Here is a 19,669-nt window from a genome sequence, read left to right on the forward strand (position 1 = left end):
TCGTTTTGCAATGGTTCAGCAAAGCGTATTGGAAAAATACTGAGAATAGTCAGTGTCGTAGTTTTATTTCACTTACCATGATAAGCGAATGTTTAACGAAGACAAAAACTCTTTGCTCTCAAATTAACAGATAGCTCAAGCTTTTGTCCAAAAATTGACACAGTAACGCGAAATAATCGCCGATACGATTGTCAGTGTCAGATTACATTCCACCTTCGAGAAACAAAATAGCCAGAGCAAAAGGCTCTGGCTATTTTTCTATTCTTTGCGAATTACACCGCTTTTACGTCGATGGTTTCTGCACCACGTGCTGCTTTTAAAGCTGCGGTACGTTTTGTGCGGTCAATAACATCACCAACCAACTGACCACATGCTGCATCGATATCATCACCGCGCGTTTTACGAACCGTTACTGTGTGCTCGTATTGCATTAGCGTTTTCTGGAAACGGTCAATGCGCGAGTTACTTGGCTTCTTGTAAGGAGAACCTGGGTACGGGTTAAACGGAATCAGATTGATCTTACATGGGGTATCTTTCATCAATTCAGCCAATTCACGTGCGTGGTCCATGTCATCGTTCACATGATCAAGCAGTACGTACTCAACGGTTACTTTACCGCGGTTCGCATTTGAAGACGCAATGTAACGACGAACAGACGCTAGGAAGTCTTGGATATCCCAACGGTCGTTGATTGGCATGATTTGGCTACGTAGTTCGTCGTTTGGCGCGTGTAGAGAAATCGCCAATGCGACGTCGATTTTGCCCGTCATCTGATCAAGACCAGAAACCACACCTGAAGTTGATACGGTTACACGACGTTTAGAAAGACCGAAGCCCAGATCATCAAGCATGATTTCTAGTGCTGGGATTAGGTTCTTCATGTTAAGAAGTGGCTCACCCATCCCCATCATCACTACGTTAGTGATTGGACGACGGCCTGTTTCTTTCTGCAAACCGATTTCACGTGCTGCACGCCATACCTGACCAATGATTTCAGATACTTTTAGGTTACGGTTGAAGCCCTGTTGTGCTGTTGAACAGAACTTACATTCCAACGCGCAACCTACCTGAGAAGACACACATAAGGTTGCACGGTCATCTTCTGGGATGTAAACCGTTTCTACGTCTTGGTCACCTACCTTCATCGCCCACTTGATTGTGCCGTCTGAAGAGTGCTGAGCTTCTGCCACGGTAGGTGCTTTGATTTCACACTTGTGCTGCAGTTTTTCACGTAGCTTCTTGTTGATGTTCGTCATGTTGTCGAAGTCATCAACACCGAAATGGTAGATCCACTTCATAACCTGATCCGCACGGAACGCTTTTTCGCCTAGCTCATCCGCGAAAAATTGACGCATGCCCTTGCGATCAAAGTCGAGTAGATTGATTTTTTCAGTGGTCATGTTGCCTCTCAATGACTGAAACAAGAATAAGGGCGCGAATTGTACAGCCTTTATGCAGCTACAACAAGGGCTGTAAGACCCTGACTTCGCTAAGGCATTAAAATCTTAATGATTAAATTTTAGCCAATTATTCTTCTTCACTCTTTCTGAGTAACGGATAATAAAAAGCCCCGGAAAAAACCGAGGCTTGGTAATCAAACTAGTACAAGATTAACGAGGGCAAATCTCTGACTCTGGGAAGAAAAACTCGATTTCACGAGCCGCTGATTCAGGACTGTCTGAACCATGAACAGAGTTATGACGCATGCTCAGTGCGTAATCAGCACGGATTGTACCGCATGCCGCTTCTTCTGGGTTTGTTTTGCCCATTAGCTCACGATAACGAGCGATTGCATCTTCACCTTCAAGAACCTGAACCATGATAGGGCCAGATGTCATGAACTCTTTCAGTGCAGGGAAAAAAGGTTTGCCTTCATGTTCTGCGTAAAAACCGCTCGCCTGTTCTTCTGTCAGATGAACCATTTTTGCAGCAACAATACGCAGACCCGCCTTTTCGATACGGTGGTAGATTTCACCAATCAGATTGCGTTCTACAGCGTCAGGCTTAACAATTGAAAACGTTCTTTCTAGAGCCATAAGGTTTCCTTTTTGTACTTGTAATAATAGTTTTATATGAGTGACTTGCGTCTCTCCAAGTTATACCAGTACAGACAGGAGGTCTGCACTGGTAAAAGTGTTATTTTGCGGCTTGTTCGTTCAGGAAACGAGCAAGTGTGCGCACACCCATGCCTGTCGCGCCAGCAGCCCATTTATCAGATGCTGACTTACGGTACGTGCCTGCGCAGTCAAAGTGCAACCAACCTTTCTTGTAATCTTCAACAAAGTAAGACAAGAATGCTGCCGCTGTACTTGCGCCTGGCGAGTAATCACCAGAACTGATGTTAGATAGGTCAGCAAAGTTTGATGGCAGCATGCCACGGTGGAAATCAGCAAGAGGCAGTGGCCATAGACCTTCTTTCTCTTGGTTTGCCGCCGTTAGCGCTTGATGAGAAAGCTCATCATCAAAGCTCATCAGTGCATGGTAGTCATTACCTAGTGCATTCTTCGCTGCGCCCGTTAGGGTTGCACAGTCAATGATCAGCTCAGGGTTCTGCTCACTTGCGTAGATAAGACCATCAGCAAGAACCAAACGACCTTCTGCGTCAGTGTTCATAATTTCTACTGTCTTACCGTTTTTGTAAGTGATGATGTCGCCAAGTTTAAGTGCACGACCCGAAACCATGTTTTCTGCACAGCAAAGGATCAGCTTCACGCGCTTATTAAGACCGCGAAGAATAGCAAGACCAAGACCGCCGGTAATCGTACCTGAACCGCCCATATCCGCTTTCATTGCTGTCATGAAGTTTGATGGCTTAAGGCTGTAACCGCCTGAATCAAAGGTGATGCCTTTACCCACTAGACACGCAAACACTGGTGCGTTTTCATCGCCTGTTGGGTTGTAATCAAGTTGCAGCATTGCTGATGTGCGCTCAGAGCCGCGACCCACTGCATAAATGCCTTCCCAACCTTCTGACAACAGGTCTTTATCTTTAACGATACGAGCCGTTACTGTGCCTTGTGGTGCGATTGATTTGATGAATTCAGCCGCCATGGTTGCCAATTGACGTGGCGCCACTTCTTCAGCTGTTTTGTTGATGATATCGCGAGTAAAGTCCGTAGAAGTGATACGAGCGTGTAGCTCTGCTTGGTCTTGCTCAGAAAGCGCAACCCACTCTAGCGTGCCGTGTTTTTTCGGGTTGCGGTAACCTTGGTGGAATGCCCAAATGCTCTCCAAATCCCAGTTATCACCAGCAAGTAAAATTGAACGAATTCCTTGGCCATCGAGTTGACGCGCTGCACGTTGAATCGCACCAAGATCGTGACCTTCACCTAGGTGAATGGTTGTGCCATTCTCAGCGAAAGAAAGCAGCGCTTTGTCGCCCCAATGTGGTGCCGCTGGTTCTTGGCTTAGAAATACAGACATCTGTGTAGACATGGTTTCTCCTTGTCTTATAACGGCGTTGCCTACGCCTCTTCTTTTTTAATAACTACCGGATGTTAGCATTATGTAGGGTAAAAATGTCAACTTGATAAAAAAACGGACCTTAAGGTCCGCTTTTTTTAGTGAGAATTGTTAACTCTGCTGCGTTTTACCGCCGAATCGAGCATTAATCCGCTTCGTCCATCCAACACAAGATGACCGCTTCTAGAATCTTTTCATTACAATGGTTTGGCTCATCGTCAAACTCATCCAATTCCATGATCCATTGGTGAAGATCGGTAAAACGTACGGTTTTAGGATCTAAGTCGGGAAACTTGTCACAAAGCTCAATCGCGATATCGCGAGAATCTGTCCATTTCATTGCTCATCTTCCTTTTGCTTCGCCCCTATATTGGGGAGATAGTATTAGTGATCTTCCGACGCGTGGTTTAGCGTGTATTTTGGAATCTCAACAACCAAATCTTCATCCGCTACTTTTGCTTGGCAACCAAGACGAGATTCAGGCTCAAGACCCCATGCTTTATCCAGCATGTCATCTTCTAGCTCTTCACTCTCTTCTAGCGAATCAAAACCTTCACGAATGATCACGTGGCAAGTCGTACATGCACATGACTTTTCACATGCGTGTTCAATACCAATGCCATTTTTTAGCGCTACGTCTAGAACGGTGTCACCAGTGTTTGCTTCCAACACTGCACCCTCTGGGCACAAATCTTCGTGTGGTAATACAATAATCTTAGGCATAACTACTTATCTCTTATATATCATTAACTGACTGACCTGACAGTGCAGCTCGAATCGATTTATCCATACGGCGCGACGCAAAATCTTGGCTTGCTTTGTCGGTGTCTTTGATGCCTTGCTCGATGGCGTCTGCATCTTCGCCGTTGCGCAGTTCAATCAGCGCTTCAATCACTTTAACTAGGTCTTGTTTCTCTTGGTCTGATAGTAGTTCATCACCATCAGCTTGCATCGCTGCAATCAAGCCTTCAATCACACGATCCGCTTCTACGCGCTGCTCAGCCAATGCACGAGCCTGCATATCTTCTTTCGCGTAAGTCATCGAGTCACGAAGCATGTTTGCGACTTCATCATCGCTTAGGCCGTAAGAAGGTTTCACTTGGATTTCAGCTTGAACACCCGTGCTCTTTTCCATCGCGGTGACAGACAATAGACCATCAGCGTCCACTTGGTACGTCACGCGAATGTGCGCAGCACCTGCTGCCATTGGTGGAATGCCTTTCAATGAGAAACGAGCCAGTGAGCGGCAGTCATCCACCATTTCACGTTCACCTTGTACGGTGTGTACGCTCATGGCTGTTTGACCATCTTTGAACGTCGTAAATTCTTGAGCGCGAGCCACAGGGATGGTGGTGTTACGTGGAATGATTTTCTCAACCAAACCACCCATGGTTTCAATACCAAGGGACAAAGGAATAACGTCCAGAAGCAACATTTCCGAGTCAGGCTTATTGCCCGCCAGGATGTCTGCTTGAATACCCGCGCCGATTGCAACAACTTCATCTGGGTTAATGCTTGTCAGTGGTGTACGACCGAAGAACTCGCCCACCATTTCACGAACAAGCAATGTGCGAGTTGAACCGCCAACCATAACTGCTTCAAGTACATCTTCCGCATCCACATCCGCATCTTTCAGTGCACGGCGACAAGACATCAGAGTTTTCTTCACTAGCGGACGAATCAGATCTTCGAACTGCTCGCGAGTCACAGAGCCTTTCCAACCAAATACATCCACATCAACACTGTCTTGCTCAGAAAAAGCAATCTTAGTTGCTGTTGCAATGTTCAGTAGTGCACGGTTTTTCTCAGCAGAAAGCGGCGCTTCTAGACCAGCCTGCTCCATTAGGTAATCCGCTAATAGGTGGTCAAAATCATCGCCGCCTAGCGCAGAGTCACCGCCTGTTGCTAATACTTCAAATACACCTTTCGACAAACGTAGGATAGAGATATCGAATGTACCACCACCTAGATCGTAAACCGCAATCACGCCCTCTTGACCAGAGTCTAGACCGTAAGCGATTGCTGCAGCTGTCGGCTCGTTAAGCAGACGCAGTACATGAAGCCCCGCCAATTTCGCCGCATCTTTTGTACCAGCACGTTGAGCATCATCAAAGTAAGCAGGAACAGTAATAACCACGCCAGCTAACTCGCCACCTAGTGTCTCTTCTGCACGTTTGCCTAGTGATTTAAGAATGTCGGCAGACACTTCAATCGGGTTCTTGTCACCTTGCGCAGTTTGCAGAATAGGCAGACCGTTGTCGCTTTCTTTAAATTGGTAAGGCAAAGATGGGTAGCGAGCTTGAATGTCTTTTAATGAACGACCAATTAGACGTTTTACCGAAATAATGGTGTTTTCTGGTTCTTGCTCTGCTTTTGCTTTGGCCTCGTAACCAACTAACGCCGTATCTTGTGCGTAGTTCACCACAGACGGCAAAATGCTACGACCTTGGTCATCTGTCAGTGTTTTTGCGTCGCCGCTGCGAACAGATGCAACCAAAGAGTTGGTGGTACCTAAGTCGATACCCGCTGCTAACTTGTGCTCATGAGGTGCCGAGCTTTGGCCCGGTTCTGCGATTTGAAGTAGTGCCATGATGGGTCCTTGTCGCGCTAACTAGCCGAGGAGTTTATCTTCAACCAGTTCAATTTCGTTCTTTAGCTTGGCAATAAATTTGAGTTTACGAACTCGGTCTGCAGCTTCCGCCCAAAGACCTTGGTCAAGTTCTTGTTCTACACTCGCCAAATGCTGTTTGTACATTTTGCTGACCTTAGAATCGAAGTCAAAAAGCGCTGATTCAGGATCAGAGCTGTCAGCAATGTCTTCCAGTTCTTCACGCAATTCCATTTGCTCCATTAGGAACATCGGGTCTTGCATGGTTTGTTGCTCACCACGAATTTCTGTGCCGTTTTCTGCCAGAATGTATTCAGCGCGAGAGATAGGATGCTTAAGTACTTGATACGCATCGTTGATTTGCGCTGCTTTTTGGACAGCCATCAAGCGGTCGCGCTCAGAGGCGGTCGCAAAATTGTCTGGGTGGAAGCGTTTTTGTAGTTCTCGGAACTGAGAAGAAAGAAGGCTACCATCCAGCTGAAACTGACTTGGTAGCCCAAATAATTCAAAGTGATTCATTAAGATCGGGTCCTAGTAAAGCCTTCTGGACTCGTTTGCCCAGAAGGACAGTCAATTAGACGTTGAAGCTTTCACCACAACCACATTCACTTTTTGCGTTAGGGTTGTTGAATTCAAAACCTTCATTCAACCCTTCCTTAACGTAATCCAGCTCAGTACCGTCTAGGTATACTAGGCTTTTCTTATCAATGATGATCTTCACATCTGACAGTTCAAACACTTCGTCTTCTTCGTTTAAATCATCAACAAACTCAAGGACGTAAGCCATGCCGGAACAGCCTGTCGTCTTCACTCCAAGACGCAAACCGATACCTTTGCCTCGGTTATCTAGGAATGCTTTTACGCGACTTGCCGCTGATTCTGTCATTGTGATGGCCATACTGCACCTTAGTCTGTCTAAATTACGTTTTGGAATGGGAGCATTTTAAGGGCTCCCATTATATACGGAATAATTATTCCTGGTGTTTTTTCTTGTAGTCAGCAACTGCTGCTTTGATTGCATCTTCCGCTAGGATTGAGCAGTGAACTTTCACTGGTGGAAGCTCTAGCTCTTCTGCAATCTCAGAGTTTTTGATAGATGCCGCTTCGTCGATAGACTTGCCTTTTACCCATTCAGTTACTAGTGAGCTTGAAGCGATTGCACTACCACAACCGTATGTTTTGAATTTCGCGTCTTCAATGATGCCTTCTGGCGTCACTTTGATTTGAAGCTTCATTACGTCACCACAAGCTGGTGCGCCAACCATGCCGCTACCTACTGATGGGTCTTCTTTATCGAACGAACCAACATTACGTGGGTTCTCGTAGTGATCAATTACTTTTTCGCTGTATGCCATGATAAATTACCTCGAATCCTCTATTCAGTCCGTGAGATTAATGGTGAGCCCATTCAACAGTGCTCAGATCAACCCCTTCCTTGTACATATCCCATAGAGGAGACATGTCGCGTAGCTTAGTCACTGCAACGCGGATTTGTTCAATTGCGTAATCAATTTCTGCTTCAGTCGTGAAACGACCAAATGAGAAACGTACTGAGCTGTGTGCTAATTCGTCGTCTAGACCAAGAGCGCGAAGAACGTAAGATGGCTCTAGGCTCGCTGATGTACAAGCACTACCAGAAGATACTGCTAGGTCTTTCAGTGACATAAGTAGAGATTCGCCTTCTACGAATGCAAAGCTCACGTTTAAGTTGTGCGGAACACGCTGCTCTAGGTCACCGTTCACCGTTACAGCTTCTAGATCTTTAACGCCATCTAGAAGACGGTTACGAAGTGCTAGCGCGTGATCGTAATCTTTTTGCATGTCTTCTTTTGCTACGCGGAACGCTTCACCCATACCCACGATTTGGTGAGTTGGAAGTGTGCCCGAGCGGAAGCCACGCTCATGACCGCCACCGTGCATTTGCGCTTCAAGACGGATACGAGGCTTACGACGTACGTAAAGTGCGCCAATACCTTTAGGACCGTATACTTTGTGCGCAGACAGTGAAATTAGGTCAACTTTCATTTCTTGAACGTCGATTGGCAGTTTGCCCGCAGACTGTGCAGCATCCACATGGAACACAATCTTACGTTCACGACATAGCTCGCCAATTGCTGCGATGTCTTGAATGACACCAATCTCGTTATTTACGTGCATGATTGAAACTAGAACAGTGTCTTCACGCATTGCTGCTTGAAGTTTGTTTAGATCAACCAGACCGTTTGATTCTGGCTCTAGGTAAGTCACTTCAAAGCCTTCGCGTTCTAGTTGACGACATGGGTCAAGTACCGCTTTGTGCTCTGTTTTACAAGTGATTACGTGTTTACCCTTTTTAGAGTAAAAATGTGCTGCACCTTTAATAGCAAGGTTGTCAGACTCTGTCGCACCAGATGTGAATACGATTTCGCGAGGATCTGCATTTAGAAGGTCAGCAATTTGCTCACGAGCAGTATCTACAGCTTCTTCTGCCTGCCAGCCGTAACGGTGCGAACGCGAAGCTGGGTTGCCAAATGTGCCATCCATTGTCATGTACTGAACCATTTTTTCAGCAACACGTGGATCTACTGGACATGTAGCGGAATAATCAAGATAAATCGGCAGTTTCATTCTCTACTCCAATGTAAAATGCTGACCGCTAAGAGCGGACGTTTACACCGATGGGCGCGGCGGTTGTATTTTTGTTTGAAAGCCCATGAGTTACCGCCAGATCAATGTCCTGACGGTCAGAAATTTCTAAAACTTCGTTGTCTGTCATTAGCTCACCGAGCGTAATGTTGTTCAAGAAGTCGCTAATACGAGAGCTCAGGTCACGCCATAGTGTGTGAGTTAAGCAACGAGTGCCACCTTGGCAATCGCCTTTACCTTGGCATTTGGTTGCGTCTACTGACTCATCAACCGCAGCAATCACAGTGCCAATGGCAATGCTGTGCGCGTCTGCACCAAGTCGGTAACCACCACCAGGACCACGAACGCTGGCTACAAGGCCTGCTTTACGCAATTTTGAAAAAAGCTGCTCTAAGTACGAGAGCGAGATACCCTGACGCTCTGAGATATCTGCAAGAGGTACTGGGTTTTGTTGCGAATGCAGTGCCACATCCAGCATGGCTGTCACCGCATATCTTCCTTTAGATGTAAGTTTCATACCACACCGTATCCACATGGTTTGTAATGATTAGGATTTTTCCATACCCGACTAAAACGGTCAAGTATTTATTTGACTATTTTAGTCAGGTATTCATCCTTACACCTAAAATGGTTATTATTTGTTCAAAGTTTCTTTTCGATCGCTGTCAAAACACCACGCAGAATATTCAATTCTTGCGCCTCTGGTCGTGCACGTGAGTACAAACGACGTAGTTTGTTCATCACCTGACCTGGCTGCTCTTTGTTGATAAATTGGGTATCAATCATCACCTTTTCAAGGTGCTCAAAGAACATTTCTAGCTCTTTATGGCGTGGGTACTCTTCAGGTTCACTTGACGCGTATTGGCTTTGCTCTAGGTTAAGGTGTGCAACACGAACTTCATAGCTCAGCGTTTGTACCGCCATAGCTAAGTTGAGTGAACTGTATTCAGGATTAGCTGGAATGCAAACGTGGTAATGACACTTCTGCAGTTCGTCATTAGTCAGGCCTGTTCTCTCACGGCCGAAGACTAGTGCAACAGGGTGTTTTTGGCCTTCAACAGCAAATTTCTCACCACATTCGCGTGGCTCAAGCATTGGCCATTCAAGTGTGCGTGAACGAGCACTAGAACCGACGACAAGACCACAGTCTTCAATGGCTTCCTCTAGCGTACTTACGACTGTTGCGTTTTGAGCAATATCACCAGCACCAGCGGCTAGAGCAAGAGTTTGGTCATCCACTTCACATTGCGGATCCACCAATACAAGTTGGCTTAAACCCATGACTTTCATTGCTCGTGCAGCTGAGCCAATGTTGCCTGAATGAGAAGTCCCGACGAGTACGATTTTTACTTGATCCAACATCTGTGTTTGCTACCTGAATTAAAACCGAGGGATATTATCATAATTTTCTAATACACCCTAGAGCGAAGCAGGTTTCTATTCGCATTCTCATCAATTGTTTTCCTCTCTATCGAGAGAGCTATCACAACGCCTTTCTCTAACGAGCAAAAAATAACCACTTCCCTTTTGCTTTGACTCTGGTATACTCGCCGCCGCTTTAAATTGTTCTTTAACATCCGTTGGGAAATTCGTATGCATCCAATGCTAAACATTGCTATTCGCGCTGCGCGAAAGGCAGGCAATCACATTGCTAAATCATTAGAAAACACAGATAAAATTGAATCTACGCTAAAAGGCACTAATGACTTTGTTACTAATGTAGACAAAGAAGCAGAAGCTATCATCATCGATACTATCAAGCACTCTTACCCAGAGCACTGCATCGTTGCTGAAGAAGCTGGTCTTATCGAAGGTAAAGATAAAGACGTACAATGGATCATCGACCCAATGGATGGCACTAATAACTTTGTAAAAGGTTACCCTACTTTCGCAGTATCTATCGCGGTTCGCTTCAAAGGTAAAACTGAAGTGGCTTGTGTATACGATCCAATGCAAAACGAGCTATTCACTGCACAACGTGGTGCTGGCGCTCAGCTAAACAACGCTCGTATCCGTGTTACTCAACTTAAAGACCTACACGGTACTGTTCTAGCGACTGGTTTCCCATTCAAACAGAAGCAACACTCTGAGTCTTACATCAAGATCGTAGGTTCTCTATTCACTGAGTGTGCTGACTTCCGTCGTAGCGGTTGTTCTGCTCTTGACCTATGTTACGTGGCTGCTGGCCGTGTAGATGGTTACTTTGAGCTAGGCCTAAAACCTTGGCAAATGGCTGCTGGTGAGCTTATCGCTCGTGAAGCTGGCGCAATCCTAACTGACTTCGCTGGCGGTACTGAGTACATGAAGTCTGGTAACATTGTTGCTTCTAGCGCTCGTGGCGTGAAATCTATCCTTAAGCACGTTCGCGAAAACGGCAACAGCGCGATCCTTAAGTAAGATTCTCAAGTCATACTAAGCCCGTCACGCTGATGACTTTTGAATAGCCCCGCTCATTGAGCGGGGCTTTTTTATATCGAACAATCTGCCTGTTTATAGAAGCGGTCGTAGTCAGATAAGTGGTCTATTTTTACGTGCTTAACCTTCCATACTTATTCCTTCATTAGAAACTGCAACGAGACCGTCACTGGCTGGTATACATCACCAAAGCCGTTTACGGAAAGACACCCAACGCCTCCATCCTCACTGTATGCTTCAAAGTAAGACAGCTCCGTAACCAAACTTGATGGGATGGATGATAAAAATGGGAATTGATGACCAAATTTTATTGGATGAGACTGAATTTCTCGTTTTTCTTTGGCAGAAAGATCTAGCTCTGCAATCACCTTCAACACTTCTGCATATTGCATCTGATACAAGTCGTTTCTGATCGTTAGGTAGGTATCATAAAGCTGCCCAGCAACAGCAGGTGCATTCATGGTAAACAAGCAGAAAGAAAACAATCCGGACTTAACCATCATTTTTACATCGAGCTTTTGGAAGCCCAACTCTCCTATTGGCCTTGAAATAAAGCAACATAGCGATTCCTATTTCACCGTTCAAAATGGGTCATCAGTGCCTCGAAACAGTTCAAAGAAAATTGAAAGGCAGAATTTTGGATACAAAAAAACCGCTGACTGCTCAGCGGTTTTTGTTTGCGATTCTCAATCTGCCTTATGGCATCTCGTCGAACTCTGCACCTTCTTTTTCTACTTGAGGTGGCATTAAGTGCTCTTTCTGGATACCCAGTTTCAGCGCTAGTGCTGATGCTACGTAGATAGAAGAGTAAGTACCTACCGTGATACCAAGTAGAAGTGCGGTTGCGAAGCCGTGAATCATCGCACCACCTTGCATGAACAGTGCAATTACTACGAACAAGGTTGTACCCGACGTAATCAATGTACGGCTCAATGTTTGAGTGATTGATGCATCCATGATGTCTGAAGGTTCGCCCTTACGCATCTTACGGAAGTTTTCACGAATCCGGTCGAATACAACGATGGTATCGTTGAGCGAGTAACCGACTACCGTTAGTAGCGCCGCTACGATGGTAAGGTCAACTTCGATTTGTAGGAACGAGAACACACCCAGTGTGATGATGATATCGTGTGCTAGTGCCATTACCGCACCAGCCGCTAGACGCCATTCAAATCGCATCGATACGTAAATCAGGATACAGATCAGCGATACAAGAATCGCTAGACCACCCGCTTCTGTTAGCTCATCACCAACGTTTGGACCTACAAACTCGATACGACGCATTTCTACGCTTTCACCCGTACCTTCTTTGATAGCACCAATGATTTGGTTACCTAGTGTTTCACCAGACATATCGTCACGAGGACGAAGACGAACCATTACATCGCGAGCACTACCAAAGTTTTGTACTGTCGCATCACCGAAGCCTTTTGAATCTAGCGCTGCACGAATCTCTTCAAGGTTTGCAGGTTGTTGAAAACCTACCTCGATGAGCGTACCACCAGTAAAGTCTAGACCCCAGTTCAACCATTTGGTTGATAGCGTGAAGATAGAAGCAGCGATCATAAAGATAGAGAATACGAACGCGACTTTCGACCAACGCATAAAGCCGATCGTGTTTTCTGCTTTTAGAATTTGAAACATATTAATTCCCAGCCTTAGATCGACAATTTATCAACGCGTTTGCCACCGTAAATCAGGTTCACGATACAACGTGTACCCACAATAGCGGTGAACATTGAAGTTAAGATACCGATAGATAGTGTTACTGCGAAGCCTTTCACCGCACCTGTACCCACTGCAAATAGAATGATCGCAGTGATAAGCGTTGTGATGTTCGCATCGGCAATAGTACTGAATGCGTTTGCGTAACCTTGGTGAATCGCTTGCTGAGGACTGCGTCCATCTCGAAGCTCTTCACGGATACGCTCGAATATCAGCACGTTCGCATCGACCGCCATACCGACGGTTAATACGATACCGGCAATACCAGGCAGCGTCATGGTAGCACCCGGAATCATCGACATAACACCAATGATAAGAACCAAGTTTGCCATCAACGCAATGTTAGCAATCAGACCGAAGCCACGGTAGTAAAGCAGCGTAAACAGCATTACCGCAACCATACCCCAGATACATGCTTGGATACCCATATCGATGTTTTGCTGACCCATTGATGGACCAATGGTACGTTCTTCAACGATAGAGATCGGTGCGATTAGAGCACCAGCACGTAGTAGAAGTGCTAAGTTGTGCGCTTCTGCTGCTGAGTCGATACCAGTGATACGGAAGTTACGACCAAGAGCCGATTGAATCGTTGCTTGGTTGATGACTTCTTCGTGCTTATCAAGGATAACTTTGCCTTCTGGCGTACGACGGCCACTGTCTTTGTATTCTGCAAACACGGTAGCCATTAGCTTGCCGATGTTCTTCTTAGAGAACGCAGACATTTTGTTACCACCTTCGCTGTCTAGCGAGATGTTAACTTGTGGACGACCGTATTCATCAACACTTGAACTTGCATCCGTGATGCTTTGACCACCAAGAATAACGCGCTTCTTAAGCACAACTGGGCGACCATCACGGTCCATCTTGATTTCGCTACCTGCTGGCGCACGACCATTTGCCGCCGCTGACAGGTCAGCTTTATCATCAACTTCGCGGAACTCTAGTGTTGCCGTAGCACCTAGAATTTCCTTCGCACGAGCGGTGTCTTGAACACCAGGCAGCTCAACTACGATGCGGCTAGCACCTTGACGTTGAACCAGTGGCTCAGCAACACCCAGTTCGTTAACACGGTTACGAAGAATCGTGATGTTTTGTTCAACTGCGTAGTTACGTATCTCTTGTAAACGTTGCTCGGTAAAGGTGGCAATCAACGCGTAACGACCATTAGAATCAGAGTCGACAAAGTTCATGTCTGGGTGATTCTTTTCTAGCGTTGCTTTCGCTTCCGCTAGTTGCTCCTCGTTACGTAGCAAGACTTCCACACCCTCTGTACCAGAAGGACGGATTGCACGGTAACGAATCTTAGCTTCACGAAGTTCGCTACGGAAAGCTTCTTCTTGCTGACCAACCAGCTTCTCCATCGCCGCGTCCATGTCAACTTCCATTAGGAAGTGAACACCACCACGTAGGTCAAGACCCAGCTTAAGTGGCGACGCACCGATTGCTTCTAGCCAATCTGGCGTAGATGGAGCAAGGTTTAGTGCAACAATTTTATCTTTGCCAAGCGCTTCGCTGATGATATCGCGGGCACTGATTTGAGTGTCCGTGTCATTGAAACGAACAAGGATTGATCCATTCTCGAGAGCAATGGATTTATGAGAGAGATGCTCTTTATCAAGAGCTTTGGTGACAGCATCCAGCGTTGACATATCTACAGAGGCGCCACGCGCCCCTGTAACTTGAATAGCCGGATCTTCACCGTAGATATTTGGAAGTGCGTATAACGCAGCGGTGATGATGGCAAAAAATACCATCAAGTACTTCCATAATGGATAACGGTTTAGCACAGCGAGGATCCTTTAGCTGTTTTATAGAGACTTCAGCGTACCTTTTGGTAGCACTGCAGTTACGAAGTCTTTCTTGATTACAACTTCATTGTTTGCGTTTAGCTCAATTGAAATGAAATCGTTGTCTTCAGCAATCTTAGTGATTTTACCCACTAGGCCGCCGCTTGTTAGAACTTCATCGCCTTTGCCCATAGAAGACATTAGGTTCTTGTGTTCTTTAACACGCTTAGATTGTGGACGGTAGATCATGAAGTAGAAGATCACCGCGAACATGCCTAGCATGATTAGCATTTCAAAACCGCCGCCTGCTGGTGCGCCTTCTGCTGCTGCGTGAGCTTGAGAAATAAACATTAAAACATCCTCATTATATTTTATTGATAATCCAACAAGTTGGGCTTTCGTAATTTAGATTCAAGTTTGAGATTAAGTAATAGAGATCACCTTCTCAAAAATAACGTACGTTAGCCTACTTTATTAGCAAAAGCCTCTGGCAACATGCCAAAGGCTTTAATTCTTTTAATCTGTCAATTACTGCTCTTTTGCTAGTGGTGGTACTTCACGACCACGACGCTCATAGAACTCAGTAACGAACTCATCGAAACGATCTTCATCAATCGCCTTACGAATGCTTTCCATCAGACGCTGGTAGTAACGCAGGTTGTGGATAGTGTTCAGACGAGCACCTAGGATTTCGTTACAACGCTCTAGGTGGTGAAGGTACGATTTGCTGTAGTGCTGACAAGTGTAACAGTCACAATGCGGATCTAGCGGAGTTGTATCCGTTTTATGTTTCGCATTACGGATCTTGATCACACCACCAGTCACAAATAGGTGACCATTACGCGCGTTACGCGTTGGCATTACACAGTCAAACATGTCGATACCACGACGAACACCTTCAACCAAATCTTCCGGTTTGCCTACGCCCATTAGGTAACGAGGCTTGTCTTCTGGAAGCTGTGGACACGTGTGCTCAAGGATACGGTGCATGTCTTCTTTCGGTTCGCCTACTGCAAGACCACCAACCGCGTAACCATCAAAGCCGATTTCTGTCAGACCTTTGATAGACACATCACGTAGATCTTCGTAAACACCACCTTGAACGATACCAAATAGGTTGTTCGGGTTTTCTAGCTTATCGAAGTGGTCACGTGAGCGTTGTGCCCAACGTAGTGACATTTCCATCGATTTTTTCGCTTCGTTGTGTGTCGCTGGGTATGGCGTACACTCGTCGAAGATCATTACGATGTCAGAACCTAGGTCTTTTTGGATTTCCATCGACTTTTCAGCGTCCATGAAAATCTTGTCGCCGTTTACAGGGCTACGGAAGTGAACACCTTTCTCAGTGATCTTACGCATTTTACCTAGGCTGAATACTTGGAAACCGCCTGAATCAGTAAGAATAGGACCGTGCCAGTTCATGAAATCGTGCAGGTCACCGTGCATTTTCATCACTTCTTGACCAGGACGTAACCATAGGTGGAAAGTGTTGCCTAGCAGGATTTCTGCACCCGTGCCTTTTACTTCTTCCGGAGTCATGCCTTTAACCGTACCGTAAGTACCTACTGGCATGAATGCTGGAGTTTGAACAGTGCCACGTTCGAAGGTCAATTGACCACGACGCGCATTGCCGTTTTTCTTTTTAAGATCGAATGATAATTTCACGATGCCTCCGAGTGTCAGAGAAACAGTCTGACTATGTATCTTGGGGTTTCCCCCACTTTAAGGAGCGGTCGCCTTCCGTGCGAGAGACAAAGCAGAGGTTCTGCTCTGTTTCCTAGCCTACTGCTAGCACTCGTAAATCGTTAGCTTTCTAACCCCTCCTAACCGACCCCCTCACAAGGAAGAGGGCTAGAGAGGGCTTAAAACATTATGCTGTCTTCTTTTTAATAAACATTGAGTCACCGTACGAGAAGAAACGGTATTTGTTTTCCACCGCGTGCTTGTAAGCATTCATGGTGTTCTCGTAACCAGCAAACGCGCTCACCAACATGATCAGGGTTGATTCTGGTAAGTGGAAGTTGGTGATCAAGCAATCCACCAGCTGGTACTCGTAACCAGGGTAGATAAAGATTTCAGTATCGCCAAAGAATGGAACCAGTTCTGTGCCTTTCTTTAGCGCGTCTTGTGCTGCACTTTCTAGTGAGCGAACAGACGTTGTACCAACAGCGACGATACGGCCACCGCGCGCTTTGGTTGCGTTAATCGCATCCACTACGTCTTGCGGAACTTCTACGTATTCTGCGTGCATATGGTGATCGTTGATGTCATCGACTTTAACTGGCTGGAACGTACCTGCACCTACGTGCAGAGTAACGTACGCAAACTCAGCGCCTTTCGCTTTGATTTTCTCAAGCAGAACATCATCAAAGTGAAGACCCGCCGTCGGTGCTGCAACCGCACCTGGCTTTTGGTTATAAACCGTTTGGTAACGCTCTTTATCCGCGTCTTCATCTGGGCGGTCGATGTATGGAGGAAGTGGCATGTGACCAATTTCTTCCAGAATCTCGAGTACCGTCTTATCAGAGTTAAATTTCAGTTCAAACAGTGCATCATGACGAGCGACCATTTGCGCTGAGTATTCATCGTTTTCACCAACCAAGATCGTTGTGCCTGGTTTTGGCGATTTAGAGCAACGAACGTGTGCCAGGATGCTTTTCTCATCGAGCATACGCTCCACCAGCACTTCTAGCTTGCCGCCTGACTCTTTGCGACCAAACAAACGCGCAGGAATAACGCGAGTATTGTTGAAAACCACTAGGTCACCGGCTTGAACTTGCTCCAGCACATCGGTAAACGTGCCATCAATAAGTTCACCAGTATTGCCGTCCATTTGCAGCAGTCGGCTAGCGGTACGCTCTGGTTGAGGGTAGCGAGCGATGAGTTCATCTGGAAGGTCGAAATGGAAATCTGATACTTGCATGTTACTTGTCTTATCTATTGGTCAAATCACGTCAAAGACGACGATAAAATTGCGACGAGTTTTTCGCAGCAGACTAGTATATGTTTACATGCTGCAATAGCAAGCAAATCCCCTTAGATTGACTGTAAAAGCTTTCACTAAGAGTGTAATAAAACGTGAAAGGTGCAGGATACACACACATAAAAAAAGCAGCGAAGTGCGCTGCTTTTTAAAATGTCTAATTACGTTTATCAGTTACTGAAAGTTTAACTTTTGCGTCGGCGCATCCACGCTAGTGGAGCCAGCAAACTAAATAGCCAAGCGCCTAAGCTACCACCGTCGTCTTCAGAGCCTCTGAAATCACAGTTATTGGTCGCAATCCCATCATGGCACTCTTCTTCCCCACCACCATTTCCACTATTCGCTTCTTTGATGAAGTTCGGCTCAATGATGTAACTGCTCGGTGGACCATCGGCGGTGATGTAGGACTGTACCCAATCGTAATATTGCCCCACTTTAGTGTAGAAGCTTGGGATCGTTAAAGAGCCACACGTTGGTAGAATAAGAGGCGCACCACTTACGATACCGATCTGCTTACCCGTTGCGACATCAATGAGCGGACCACCACTGTCACCTTTACACGCGGAGTTACCATATTGAGTATGACTATCCGGCTCCAATACGCGGTTCTTCGTTGGAAGTGTGCAAATTTTGGTTTGGTTTTCTCTTGAATCAATGACTCCCGGAAAACTGCTGCCAATTTCTAAACGCTCATAACATTTGTCGATCGGCAAAAATGTGCTGATGGTGGTTTTGAGCGTATTGGAAGGTTCAGAGGCATCGGGCTGAGTGGTCCCCCACCCAAATACTTGCACGTTTTCGACACGTTGATTCGTCAGATAATTATCGTTCCAATCCGCAGCCAAACGTGCTTCGATATTTTCCATATCAGCTTTATTTGCTAAGTCAGCAACGCGCGCGTTCGCCACTGGGCGCGTGAGGTACAACAACGCGATGTCTGAATCTAAACCAGTTTGGATAGGTTTCACGTTGCCGTTGCTATCAATCTCAGCTTTTGAAATTCGCGTATAGTCAGGGTGAACCACAACGTGAGAGACAGGATAAAAGTTATCAAGCCCTGCTGAATTGAGTTCATACACATTGGCGTTCACCGACAGTTCTCCCGGCGGAGTAACATAATAGCTCGCTTCGTTCGTTCCCTGCCCCATCACCACACAGTGTGCCGCAGTTAATACCCACTGTTCCGTCACCATGGTACCGCCACACAGCGGAAACTCTGCCATGTTACTTGCGCGTAGGGTCACACGATCAACCGGGTCGGTTTGCTCATCTCCTAACACAATCGCTTGAGCGGATTGCACACTGAATGCCGCCACTGCCAAAGCAATGAGCTTGTTGCATGTCGTTCGTTTCATTTAGGTTGTAATCTTCAATCTGGTAAGCCTGAGCGTATCTTCTTCCACAGGCTTATCTTGGAAAATCAAGCAAGTAAAAATGTGCGATTCAACTCATTAGATTACATTCTGACCACATACCTTATCAGTGAAAAATGCAAACTGACTCGCATTGAGTTTTTCAACGGCAAATAGCAATAATTAACAAACCAATCAGTAGTAATTTCTATGAACTATAGTGAAGGTGAGCATTTGCTCTTTAGACATTTATTGAGGTAAGTATGAAGATGTTAACTCTAGCGCTGAGTGCTGCCGTACTCGCGTTTTCATCTGGAGCAATCGCAAGTTCCAGCAATGATCGACTCAAAGTGTTGCAAGATGCCTGTTACCTAAAACAGGTCCCTCGCTTATGTGCCGTAAACCTGCCAGATAAAAGCTACATCGGTCGCTGTGTCGATGCGAAAGCTTATGGTCTTATCTGTGTGCATTTTAAGCAACGTTAAGAGTAACCAAAGCTAAGGTTTAAACGCCTTAGCTTTGGTTATTTATGATAGCGCTTACATCCTAGACTCACCCCGAATGAGTAGCTGGAATTATAGAAAACACCAGTCCATTTTCACCTCTGATTGATCTCCATCTAATCGTTTTATTTTATTAGTGAAAAACGAGTTAGCTCCCAGATATGCAGCAAAATATTCTCTATATTTAAGAGAAGGACAATGCCGCT

At 45.9% G+C, this 19,669-nt stretch carries 21 protein-coding genes; 2 read left to right on the forward strand and 19 right to left on the reverse strand.

The window, feature by feature from the left end:
- Nucleotides 1–272 precede the first annotated feature (272 nt).
- The 12 genes from KIO97_RS06900 to trmJ form a co-directional block, all read right to left on the reverse strand.
- The gene (locus tag KIO97_RS06900) at nucleotides 273–1,400 is read right to left on the reverse strand and encodes a bifunctional tRNA (adenosine(37)-C2)-methyltransferase TrmG/ribosomal RNA large subunit methyltransferase RlmN (protein WP_005532587.1); all 1,128 of its coding nucleotides are present in this window, start codon (nucleotides 1,398–1,400) and stop codon (nucleotides 273–275) included.
- A 210-nt stretch (nucleotides 1,401–1,610) separates the two neighbouring features.
- Nucleotides 1,611–2,036 (reverse strand): nucleoside-diphosphate kinase, encoded by a 426-nt coding sequence (gene ndk, locus KIO97_RS06905; RefSeq protein WP_005532589.1) that lies wholly within the window; start codon nucleotides 2,034–2,036, stop codon nucleotides 1,611–1,613.
- Nucleotides 2,037–2,136: 100 nt separating this feature from the next.
- Nucleotides 2,137–3,435: an aminopeptidase PepB gene (pepB, locus tag KIO97_RS06910; protein ID WP_010648382.1), complete on the reverse strand. Its 1,299-nt coding sequence runs from the start codon at nucleotides 3,433–3,435 to the stop codon at nucleotides 2,137–2,139.
- 172 nt (nucleotides 3,436–3,607) lie between these two features.
- A complete protein-coding gene (gene iscX / locus KIO97_RS06915) occupies nucleotides 3,608–3,802 on the reverse strand; it encodes a Fe-S cluster assembly protein IscX (RefSeq protein WP_005424887.1) in 195 nt (64 codons plus the stop codon).
- A 44-nt stretch (nucleotides 3,803–3,846) separates the two neighbouring features.
- Nucleotides 3,847–4,185 carry an ISC system 2Fe-2S type ferredoxin gene (gene fdx / locus KIO97_RS06920; RefSeq protein ID WP_005424889.1) on the reverse strand — a complete coding sequence of 113 codons (339 nt, stop codon included), beginning with the start codon at nucleotides 4,183–4,185 and terminating at the stop codon, nucleotides 3,847–3,849.
- Nucleotides 4,186–4,198: 13 nt separating this feature from the next.
- Nucleotides 4,199–6,052, reverse strand: coding sequence for a Fe-S protein assembly chaperone HscA (gene hscA / locus KIO97_RS06925; protein WP_045455382.1), 1,854 nt, complete (start codon nucleotides 6,050–6,052; stop codon nucleotides 4,199–4,201).
- A gap of 21 nt (nucleotides 6,053–6,073) precedes the next feature.
- A complete protein-coding gene (gene hscB / locus KIO97_RS06930) occupies nucleotides 6,074–6,589 on the reverse strand; it encodes a co-chaperone HscB (RefSeq protein WP_005424897.1) in 516 nt (171 codons plus the stop codon).
- A 55-nt stretch (nucleotides 6,590–6,644) separates the two neighbouring features.
- A complete protein-coding gene (gene iscA, locus KIO97_RS06935; RefSeq protein WP_005424893.1) occupies nucleotides 6,645–6,968 on the reverse strand; it encodes an iron-sulfur cluster assembly protein IscA in 324 nt (107 codons plus the stop codon).
- A 73-nt stretch (nucleotides 6,969–7,041) separates the two neighbouring features.
- A complete protein-coding gene (gene iscU, locus KIO97_RS06940) occupies nucleotides 7,042–7,425 on the reverse strand; it encodes a Fe-S cluster assembly scaffold IscU (RefSeq protein WP_005424883.1) in 384 nt (127 codons plus the stop codon).
- A gap of 37 nt (nucleotides 7,426–7,462) precedes the next feature.
- On the reverse strand, nucleotides 7,463–8,677 hold the full coding sequence (locus tag KIO97_RS06945) for an IscS subfamily cysteine desulfurase (protein ID WP_038890722.1): 1,215 nt from the start codon (nucleotides 8,675–8,677) through the stop codon (nucleotides 7,463–7,465).
- Between the two features lie 28 nt (nucleotides 8,678–8,705).
- Nucleotides 8,706–9,212, reverse strand: coding sequence for a Fe-S cluster assembly transcriptional regulator IscR (iscR, locus tag KIO97_RS06950; protein ID WP_005381720.1), 507 nt, complete (start codon nucleotides 9,210–9,212; stop codon nucleotides 8,706–8,708).
- Between the two features lie 125 nt (nucleotides 9,213–9,337).
- A complete protein-coding gene (gene trmJ, locus KIO97_RS06955; protein WP_285381690.1) occupies nucleotides 9,338–10,057 on the reverse strand; it encodes a tRNA (cytosine(32)/uridine(32)-2'-O)-methyltransferase TrmJ in 720 nt (239 codons plus the stop codon).
- A 231-nt stretch (nucleotides 10,058–10,288) separates the two neighbouring features.
- Here trmJ and suhB point away from each other — a divergent pair, with 231 nt between their 5' ends.
- Nucleotides 10,289–11,092, forward strand: coding sequence for an inositol-1-monophosphatase (gene suhB / locus KIO97_RS06960; RefSeq protein WP_005424885.1), 804 nt, complete (start codon nucleotides 10,289–10,291; stop codon nucleotides 11,090–11,092).
- A 152-nt stretch (nucleotides 11,093–11,244) separates the two neighbouring features.
- On the opposite strand, the gene KIO97_RS06965 is transcribed toward suhB, so the two are convergent.
- From KIO97_RS06965 to KIO97_RS06995, 7 genes are all read right to left on the reverse strand, one after another.
- A complete protein-coding gene (locus KIO97_RS06965) occupies nucleotides 11,245–11,613 on the reverse strand; it encodes a hypothetical protein (protein ID WP_285381692.1) in 369 nt (122 codons plus the stop codon).
- Between the two features lie 193 nt (nucleotides 11,614–11,806).
- Nucleotides 11,807–12,754 (reverse strand): protein translocase subunit SecF, encoded by a 948-nt coding sequence (gene secF, locus KIO97_RS06970; RefSeq protein ID WP_038890720.1) that lies wholly within the window; start codon nucleotides 12,752–12,754, stop codon nucleotides 11,807–11,809.
- 14 nt (nucleotides 12,755–12,768) lie between these two features.
- Nucleotides 12,769–14,625, reverse strand: a complete 1,857-nt coding sequence (gene secD, locus KIO97_RS06975; RefSeq protein WP_005447728.1) for a protein translocase subunit SecD — start codon at nucleotides 14,623–14,625, stop codon at nucleotides 12,769–12,771.
- Between the two features lie 21 nt (nucleotides 14,626–14,646).
- The gene (gene yajC / locus KIO97_RS06980) at nucleotides 14,647–14,976 is read right to left on the reverse strand and encodes a preprotein translocase subunit YajC (RefSeq protein ID WP_005424903.1); all 330 of its coding nucleotides are present in this window, start codon (nucleotides 14,974–14,976) and stop codon (nucleotides 14,647–14,649) included.
- A gap of 177 nt (nucleotides 14,977–15,153) precedes the next feature.
- Nucleotides 15,154–16,290, reverse strand: a complete 1,137-nt coding sequence (gene tgt, locus KIO97_RS06985; protein WP_005424899.1) for a tRNA guanosine(34) transglycosylase Tgt — start codon at nucleotides 16,288–16,290, stop codon at nucleotides 15,154–15,156.
- Between the two features lie 205 nt (nucleotides 16,291–16,495).
- Entirely contained in the window at nucleotides 16,496–17,548 is a 1,053-nt protein-coding gene (gene queA, locus KIO97_RS06990; RefSeq protein WP_005424901.1) for a tRNA preQ1(34) S-adenosylmethionine ribosyltransferase-isomerase QueA, read from the reverse strand.
- Nucleotides 17,549–17,793: 245 nt separating this feature from the next.
- On the reverse strand, nucleotides 17,794–18,963 hold the full coding sequence (locus KIO97_RS06995; protein WP_285381695.1) for a trypsin-like serine protease: 1,170 nt from the start codon (nucleotides 18,961–18,963) through the stop codon (nucleotides 17,794–17,796).
- Between the two features lie 260 nt (nucleotides 18,964–19,223).
- Here KIO97_RS06995 and KIO97_RS07000 point away from each other — a divergent pair, with 260 nt between their 5' ends.
- Entirely contained in the window at nucleotides 19,224–19,445 is a 222-nt protein-coding gene (locus KIO97_RS07000; protein WP_010648399.1) for a hypothetical protein, read from the forward strand.
- Nucleotides 19,446–19,669 lie beyond the last annotated feature (224 nt).

Source organism: Vibrio sp. B181a (genome assembly GCF_030248375.1).
In the GTDB taxonomy this organism is placed as follows: Bacteria; Pseudomonadota; Gammaproteobacteria; order Enterobacterales; family Vibrionaceae; genus Vibrio; species Vibrio campbellii.